At 75.1% G+C, this 7,265-nt stretch carries 9 protein-coding genes; 3 read left to right on the forward strand and 6 right to left on the reverse strand.

Features of this window, described 5'->3' with window-relative positions; translation table 11 throughout:
* The first annotated feature begins 115 nt into the window (after positions 1-115).
* A complete protein-coding gene (locus tag ACFWEK_RS16495; protein ID WP_430554735.1) occupies positions 116-871 on the forward strand; it encodes an SDR family NAD(P)-dependent oxidoreductase in 756 nt (251 codons plus the stop codon).
* Between the two features lie 18 nt (positions 872-889).
* Here the strand turns inward: ACFWEK_RS16495 and ACFWEK_RS16500 are convergent, their stop codons facing one another.
* Together ACFWEK_RS16500 and ACFWEK_RS16505 are read right to left on the reverse strand one after the other, a co-directional pair.
* Positions 890-1,279, reverse strand: coding sequence for a DMT family transporter (locus tag ACFWEK_RS16500; protein WP_430544667.1), 390 nt, complete (start codon positions 1,277-1,279; stop codon positions 890-892).
* 1 nt (position 1,280) lies between these two features.
* Entirely contained in the window at positions 1,281-1,595 is a 315-nt protein-coding gene (locus ACFWEK_RS16505; protein WP_430554736.1) for a DMT family transporter, read from the reverse strand.
* 113 nt (positions 1,596-1,708) lie between these two features.
* On the opposite strand from ACFWEK_RS16505, the gene ACFWEK_RS16510 reads away from it, so the two are divergent.
* Positions 1,709-2,275, forward strand: a complete 567-nt coding sequence (locus tag ACFWEK_RS16510; RefSeq protein ID WP_430544666.1) for a TetR/AcrR family transcriptional regulator — start codon at positions 1,709-1,711, stop codon at positions 2,273-2,275.
* Between the two features lie 12 nt (positions 2,276-2,287).
* Here the strand turns inward: ACFWEK_RS16510 and ACFWEK_RS16515 are convergent, their stop codons facing one another.
* The 4 genes from ACFWEK_RS16515 to ACFWEK_RS16530 all read right to left on the reverse strand — a co-directional run bounded on the left by ACFWEK_RS16515 (position 2,288) and on the right by ACFWEK_RS16530 (position 5,881).
* Complete coding sequence (locus tag ACFWEK_RS16515; RefSeq protein WP_430544665.1) at positions 2,288-2,884, reverse strand: TetR/AcrR family transcriptional regulator; 597 nt, start codon at positions 2,882-2,884, stop codon at positions 2,288-2,290.
* Between the two features lie 51 nt (positions 2,885-2,935).
* On the reverse strand, positions 2,936-3,658 hold the full coding sequence (locus ACFWEK_RS16520; RefSeq protein ID WP_430554737.1) for an ABC transporter ATP-binding protein: 723 nt from the start codon (positions 3,656-3,658) through the stop codon (positions 2,936-2,938).
* Positions 3,655-4,794 (reverse strand): ABC transporter permease, encoded by a 1,140-nt coding sequence (locus ACFWEK_RS16525; RefSeq protein ID WP_430554738.1) that lies wholly within the window; start codon positions 4,792-4,794, stop codon positions 3,655-3,657. The genes ACFWEK_RS16520 and ACFWEK_RS16525 overlap by 4 nt, the downstream gene beginning before the upstream one ends.
* 106 nt (positions 4,795-4,900) lie before the next feature.
* On the reverse strand, positions 4,901-5,881 hold the full coding sequence (locus ACFWEK_RS16530; RefSeq protein WP_430554739.1) for a DUF5937 family protein: 981 nt from the start codon (positions 5,879-5,881) through the stop codon (positions 4,901-4,903).
* 87 nt (positions 5,882-5,968) lie between these two features.
* Between ACFWEK_RS16530 and ACFWEK_RS16535 the strand changes: the two genes are divergently transcribed.
* Positions 5,969-7,255 carry an MFS transporter gene (locus ACFWEK_RS16535; RefSeq protein WP_430554740.1) on the forward strand — a complete coding sequence of 429 codons (1,287 nt, stop codon included), beginning with the start codon at positions 5,969-5,971 and terminating at the stop codon, positions 7,253-7,255.
* Positions 7,256-7,265 lie beyond the last annotated feature (10 nt).

The following is a 7,265-nucleotide window of genomic DNA, read 5'->3' on the forward strand; positions in this document are numbered from 1 at the left end:
ATCGTGGCCCTGTCTCGTTCCAGGACAGGGCCACGATCCCACCCACGACGCTGTCCGAGGCGGGTGGGTGGGCGCCTACGCTGGGCTGGCACCCCGACCGTCCTGAGGAGGACCCATGCCGAGCAGCGCCCGCGTCGCCGTCGTCACCGGAGCCAGCAGCGGGATCGGCGCCGCCAGCGCGCGCGCCCTCGCGGCGGCGGGCTTCCACGTCGTCCTGGGCGCTCGCCGGATGGACCGGCTCGAGCAGGTGGCCGCCGAGACCGGCGGCACCGCGCTGCCGCTCGACGTCACGGACGACGCGTCCGTCGCGGCGTTCGCCGCGGCCGTCGAGGAGAGGCTCGGGCGCTGCGACCTGCTCGTCAACAACGCCGGCGGCGCGCTGGGGACGGAGTCGGTGGCGGACGCCGACCTCGCCGACTGGCAGCGCATGTACGACATCAACGTGCTCGGTACGGTGCGCGTCACCCAGGCCCTCCTGCCGAGCCTGATCGCCAGCGGCGACGGCCAGGTCATCACCATCGGCTCCATCGCCGGCCGCGAGCCCTACAAGGGCGGCGCCGGCTACAACGCCGCGAAGCACGCCGAGGCCGCGCTCACCCGCGTGCTGCGCCTCGAGCTGCTCGGCCAGCCGGTGCGGGTCAGCGAGATCGACCCGGGCATGGTGCACACCGACTTCTCGCTGGTCCGCTTCAAGGGCGACCAGGAGAAGGCCGACGCCGTCTACGCCGGCGTCGAGCCGCTCACGGCCGAGGACGTCGCCGAGACGGTGGCGTGGATCGCCACCCGCCCGGCGCACGTCAACGTCGACCAGGTGCTGCTCATGCCGCGCGACCAGGCGGCGGCGCAGGTCGTGCACCGCCGCGAGGTCTGACGACTCGGCCGCGACTCCTCAGTCGTCCGACCCGCCGCGGGCGTGCGCGCCGTCGCCGACCACCTTGAGGCCGATGGCGCAGCCGATGATGCCGACGAGGAACAGGGCCTTGAGGAGCGACGCCGTCTCCGCGCCCGTGACCATCGCCCAGGCGACGGTGAGCGCGGCGCCGACGCCGGTCCAGATGGCGTAGGCCGTGCCGATGGGGATGTGCTTCGCGGCGTAGCCCAGGCCGAGCATGCTCAGCGACAGCGCGACGACGAAGACGATCGTGTCGGCCGGCACCGTGAAGCCGCGGCTGGCGTGCAGGGCGGTGGCCCAGACCGCCTCGAGGACGGCGCTGGCCACCAGCACCACCCAGGCCACGGTGGTCACGTTCTTCCTCGCGTCCACGTTCTCGGCGCTCATGTCAGCTCACCACCTTCAGTCCGACGACCGACCCGACCAGGCCGACCAGCAGCAGCGCCCGCGCGACGGTCAGCCGCTCGTCGCCGCGGACGATGGCGACCAGCACGGTGAGGACCGCGCCGATGCCCACCCACACCGCGTAGGCCGTGCCCACCTCGATGGTGAGCATCGCGTGCGCGAGGCCCCACATGCTCAGGGCCAGCCCGACGACGAACAGCACGGTCGGCACCGGTCGCCTGAAGCCGCGCGACGCGGCCAGCGCGGTCGCCCACACCGCCTCCATCACGCCGGCGGCGATGAGGATCAGCCAGTCCACGGCTCTCACTTCCCTTCTGTCGTGCACTGTCGGGGATCTGCTTTGGAACGTTGTCGCACGATCGTGCGAAGACAGTTCTAGCACACTTCGCACGACTGTGCGAACATGGCCCCGTGCCCCAGAAGCTCGACCGTGACGAACGCCGCCGCCAGGTGTCCGAGGCCGCGTGGCGCGTCCTCGTGCGCGACGGTCTCGAGGCCCTGTCCGTGCGCAACGTGGCCGCGGAGGCCGGCCTGCCGCAGAGCTCGCTGCGCTACACGTTCCCCACCGTGGCCAGCGTGCGCGAGCGCGCCGTGGCGCTCGTCCTGGAGCGGCTCCGGGAGCGCGTCGCCGCCGTCGACGTCGACGGCGCGGGCTGGTCGCGGGCCGTGCTCGCCCAGCTCCTGCCGCTGGACGCCGAGCGGCGCACCGAGATGGAGGTGTACCTCGCGCTCGGCACCGCGGCCATGACCGACCCCGCCCTGCGCGACGGCCACCGTGCGTCGCAGGACGCCATCCGCGACGTGTGCGCCCGCGCGCTGGCCGCCCTCACCGGGCGCGCGCCGTCCGGCGTCGAGGTGCGCGAGCTGCACGCGCTCGTCGACGGCCTCGCGCTGCACGTCGTGCGGCAGGAGCCGGACGACGACGCCGCGTGGGCGCTCGACGTGCTCGACGCGCACCTGGAGCGCGTCGCGGGGTGAAGGTCGGGGTGCTCAGTCCGTGCCGTCGTCGGCCCTGTGCCGGGCGACGAACGGCCCCAGGAGGTCCTCGGTGCTGGCCCAGACCTCGTCGAGGGGCGCGCCGGACTCGAGCATCCTCGAGCCCGCGTTGACCACGGCGTTGACGAGCTCTGCGGTCCGCTCCGGCTGTGCCACGCCCAGCGCGTGCAGCGTGTCGACCAGCGGCCTCAGGAGCTCACCGTGCATCGCCCTCATCCCCTCGGCCACGGCGGGAGCGGGTCCCGCGCCGGCGAGCGCGGTGGCGAGGGCGTGCTCGCCCTCGGCGACGAGCTCGAGGTTCGTCCGCGCGTAGGCGAGCACCCGGCCCGCGTCGTCGTCGGCGTCGTCCATGGCTCTCGCGACCGTCGCCGCCCACCGGGGGAAGACGTCCTCCACCATGGCGCGCAGGAGGTCGTCGGCGGAGCGGAAGTACTGGTAGATGCTGGGGCGGGCCAGCCCGGAGCGCTCGGCGAGCGCCGCGAACGTGGGCGGGCGGCCGGTCTCGGCGAGGATCGCGCGCGCGGCGTCGAGGAGCGCCCGCTGCTGTGCCGCGCGGTGCTCGGCGACGGTGGGGGCGCTGATGCGCGGCACGGGCACTCCTCCTCGCGGGTGCCCCGGGCCCGCGGGTCCGGGGCGTGACGGTCAGTCGACCAGTCTCCCATCCTCCATCCGCACCACCCGGTCGCAGTGCTCCAGGACGTCGTGGTCGTGGGTGACCATCACCGTCGCGACGCCGTGGTCGTGCGTCTCGGCCGCGAGCAGCTCGACGACGTCGTGGCTCCGCGCGCGGTCGAGCGCCGCGGTCGGCTCGTCCACGAGCAGGAGAGCCGGGGCCGTCACCAGCGCACGGGCGATCCCGACGCGTTGGCGCTCGCCGCCGGACAGCTCGTGCGGCCGGCGGCCGGCCTTGTGCGCCATGCCGACCTGCTCCAGGAGCTCGAGCGGCGACCGCGCGGACCCCGCGACCTTGCGCCCGGTGGCGTGCAGGGCGAAGCGGAGCTGGTCGACCGCCGTGAGCGCGGGCAGGAGGTTGCCCGACTGGAACACGAAGCCGATCCGCTCGCGCCGCAGGCGGGCCTGACGGGAGGGGGAGAACGCGCCGACGTCCACGCCGTCCACGAGGACGGTGCCGGAGTCCGGCCGGGTCAGCGCCCCGGCGACCGCGAGCAGGCTCGACTTCCCCGCGCCGGACGGGCCGACGACGGCGAGCAGCTCGCCCGCCGGGACGGCGAGGTCGACGTGGTCGAGCGCGGTGACGGTGGCGTCGCCGTCGCCGAGGGTGAGCGTGACGTCGACCAGCCGGAGGCCGTCGCCCGCGGCGGAGCGCCGCCCGGTGGTCGTGGTGGTGGGGGCGGGCTGGGTCATCGCTGTCCTCCGAGGGCGGTGAGCGGGTCGACACGGGCGATGCGGCCGACGGCGGCGGCCGCGCCGAGGAGCCCGAGCACGATCAGCAGCGCGGCGGCGGCCGCCACCGGCACAGGCTCGAGCGAGAACGGCATGGGGGTGGACGTCAGCAGCGCGCCGAACCCGACCCCGACGCCCACGCCCACCGCGGTCGAGCCGACGAGGACGGCCGCCGCCTGCCCCAGGGCGTCGCGGACCAGGTAGGCGGTGCGGGCCCCCATGGCGCGGGCCACGGCGATCTCGTGCTGGCGCTGGATGGTCCACACCGTGAAGAACGCGCCGACCACGAGGGCGGAGATGGCGAAGAGGAACGTCTGGATGAGGTCGAGGGTGAGGGTCTCGGCCGCGTATCCCGGCGACCCCTCGAACGAGTCCTCGAGAGGCACCGCGGCCGTGCCCGTGCCGGTGCCGGCGGCCGCGAGGTCGAGGTCGGCCCCGTCGGACTCCTTCAGCGCGACGGCGGTCGCCTCGTCGTAGGCGTCGGGGCGCACGTCGTCGGCGGGCCCGGCGCCGGCGTGGATCTCCTGCCAGGTGGCGAGGGGGACGTACGCGACGTCCACGTGCCCGTAGGTGTGCTGGCCGTCCAGGACGCCGACGATCCTCAGCTCGGTGCCGAGCCGGTCGACCGTCACGGTGTCGCCGACGCCGAGCCCGAGGTCGGTCACGGTCTCGCTGACGACGATCCCGTCGCGCTGCCCGAGCCCGGCGCCCTGCGCGACGAGGTCGGGGGAGGGAGCGAGGAAAGAGTCGGGCTCGACGCCGAAGAGGGCTAGGTCGACCGCCTCGCCGTCGGGGCCCTCCGCGTTGACGAGCTGGTTCCCGAACAGCGCGGCGTCGGCCACGCCGTCCTGCTGTGCCCATCGGTCCGCCTGGTCCCGCTCCACCGTGCTGCGGGAGAACGCGGAGTCGACGGGGGTGCCCTCGTCGAAGGCGAACGCCGTCACGGGCAGCTTCTTCAGCCCGGAGACGCCGTCGTTCACGAGCCCCGAGGAGAGCCCCGAGAGGATGACGACGAGGATCGCGACGAGGGCGACGACACCTCCCATCAGGCCGAACCGTGCCCGCGCGAACAGCAGCTCGCGCCACGCCAGAAACATCGTGCTCCCTTCCGCGCCGGCATGAGTTGCCGACGTCATGTCGGGAACGATACCAACGCGGTGTCGGGAAACTGTCGCGTGCCGGGGGATCGGGCTGTGGGGTGGGTCACCGGGCCTCGCGGCCGCCTCCGACCAGCGCGTCGCCCACCTCGGAGCGCAGGTACAGCACGGACCGGCCGGAGCGGGCGGAGGTCAGCAGGCCGGCGTCGCGCAGCACGCGCAGGTGCTGGTTGACGGCGCTGGTCGTGACGTCGAGGCGGCGGGCGAGCTCGGTGGAGGACGCCGGCTGCTCCAGGGCCGTGAGGAGCCCGGCCCGCGCGCGGCCCAGGACCGCGACGAGGGCGTCACCCGCCACGTGCCGCTCCGCCTGCCAGAGCGTGCCGGTGCCGCGCGCGCCGTACATGATCATCGGCGGTTCCCCCGGTGAGATCGGGGCCGACGCCGCGCGGGTGAACAGGGTGGGCACGAGCGTGAGCCCCGCGCCGGTGGTGGAGCGGCGGTGCTCCCCGCTGAGCGTCCCGAGGCGGACGCTCACCACGCCGTCGGCGAACGAGACCCGCGGGGAGAGGTCGGCGAACATCGCGCCCGCCCCGCGCGCCGAGATCACGGTGCCGCGGTGCACGACGTCCGCCTGCAGCACGGCGCGCATCCGCGGCCAGACGGGCGCGAAGCAGGCGTCCCAGTAGCCGGTGAGCGCGTCGAGCATCCGGCGCCGCACGCGGGGGAGCGGGCCGCGCAGCGGCGTGGGCAGGCCGCCCGGGTGCACCGCGGCGAGGCCGTGCATCACCACCGCGTCGTCGACGGCGGCCACGCCGGCGAGCTCGTCGTCGAGCCGGGTGAGCGGGCTGCCCGGGCGCGGCGTGAGGAAGTCGGGGGTCCACATCACCTCGTTGGTCAGCGCGAGCAGCATCTCGCCGTCGAGCGTGGGCCGGGCCTCCTGCAGGCGGCGCAGCCACGGCAGGTGCACGGGGAAGCGGCCGGGGTCGCGCCACGCGCGCAGCGACAGCACCAGCTCGTTCAGCGGGGAGACGGCGAAGCGGACGTCGGCGAGGTCCATGCCGGCCAGCTCGTAGTGCATCCACCCCATCAGCGACTCCGTCCCATCGTGTGAGCATAGATGTAGTGCAGCGCTACATCCGTTCCGGGTGCGGGCCCACGGGTCCCTACTGGTGCCGTGATCCAGACCCTCCTGCCGCGGGATCCCGTGGCGCGCGCCCTCACCGTCTCGACCATGGCGTTCGCCGCGTCGACGGGGATCTTCTACACCGTCTCCGTCCTGTACTTCACGCGCGTGGTCGGGCTGCCCGCGACCACCGTCGGGCTCGGCCTCGGCATCGCCGGCGGCGCGGGCGTGCTCGGGTCCTACCTCGCCGGGCGCTGGTCGGACCGGCGCGGCGCGCACCGCGTGCAGGTGTGGGGCCTGCTCGCGCAGGCGCTGGCGCTGGCGGCGTACTCGTTCACCTCCGACGCGGTGAGCTTCACCGCCGTCGCCGTCGTCGTCAGCGCGGGGCGCGGGGTGCAGTCCACCGCCCGGCAGGCGCTGCTGGCCCGGTGGTTCACCGGTCCCGAGCGCGTCGACGTCCGCGCCCGGCTGCGCGTCGTGACCAACGTCCTCATCGGGCTCGGCACGCTGGCCGCCGCCGTCGCGCTGCTGGTGGACACCGCGGCGGCCTACCGCACCGCGATGGTCGCGACGGCGGTGCTGCTGCTCGGCGCCGTCGTGCCGCTCGTCCGGCTGCCGCGCCGGGTGCCCGAGCTGGCCGTGCGGATGCTCGCCGACGCGCCCGTCGCGGACACCCCGGACGCCGCCGCGGCCGACGCCGCGCACCCGGCCGCGCCCGGGGTGCACCCGCTGCGCGACCGCACGTACGTCGCCAGCGTCGTGCTCAACGCCGTCGTGGCCATGCAGTTCGGCGTCATGACCGTCGGCGTGCCGCTGTGGGTCGCGACCACCGACGCCCCGACCGCCGTCGTGTCCGCGCTGCTGGTGGTCAACACGGCGCTGGTGGCCCTGCTGCAGGTCCGCGCGTCCCGCGGCACGCACGAGGTGCGGGCGGCAGGCCGGGCCGTGCGTCGCGGCACCCTCCTGCTGGCCGGCGCCTGCGTGCTGTACGCCGCGGCCGGGCACGGCAGCCTCGTCGCCGCGACCGCGCTGCTGCTGCTCGCCGCCGTCGCGCACTCGCTCGGCGAGGTGCTGTCCGAGGCCGGCGGGTGGGGCATGGCGTTCGAGCTCGCCGACCCGCGCCGCGCCGGCGCCTACCAGGGCCTGTCGCAGACCGGCTACGCGCTCGCCGGGATGGTCGCGCCGGTCGTCGTCACCGCGCTGCCCATCCGGTTCGGCACGCCCGGCTGGCTCGCGCTGGGCGCGCTCTTCGTCGCCGCGGGCGTCGGTGCGGCGTGGGTCGCGCGGCGGGCGGCGGACGCCCGGCCGGTGGACGACGTCGTCTCCGCCGCCGTCTGACGCTCGGGGC

Origin of the sequence: Isoptericola sp. NPDC060257, assembly GCF_042726645.1 — a bacterium.
Classification (GTDB): Bacteria; Actinomycetota; Actinomycetes; order Actinomycetales; family Cellulomonadaceae; genus Isoptericola; species Isoptericola nanjingensis.

What these genes read in the sequence shown, in the direction of transcription:
- ACFWEK_RS16495 (WP_430554735.1), top strand. Translation starts at nt 116, where the DNA reads ATGCCGAGCAGCGCCCGCGTCGCCGTCGTCACCGGAGCCAGCAGCGGG.
- ACFWEK_RS16500 (WP_430544667.1), bottom strand. Translation starts at nt 1,279, where the DNA reads ATGAGCGCCGAGAACGTGGACGCGAGGAAGAACGTGACCACCGTGGCC.
- ACFWEK_RS16520 (WP_430554737.1), bottom strand. Translation starts at nt 3,658, where the DNA reads ATGACCCAGCCCGCCCCCACCACCACGACCACCGGGCGGCGCTCCGCC.
- ACFWEK_RS16525 (WP_430554738.1), bottom strand. Translation starts at nt 4,794, where the DNA reads ATGTTTCTGGCGTGGCGCGAGCTGCTGTTCGCGCGGGCACGGTTCGGC.
- ACFWEK_RS16530 (WP_430554739.1), bottom strand. Translation starts at nt 5,881, where the DNA reads ATGGGGTGGATGCACTACGAGCTGGCCGGCATGGACCTCGCCGACGTC.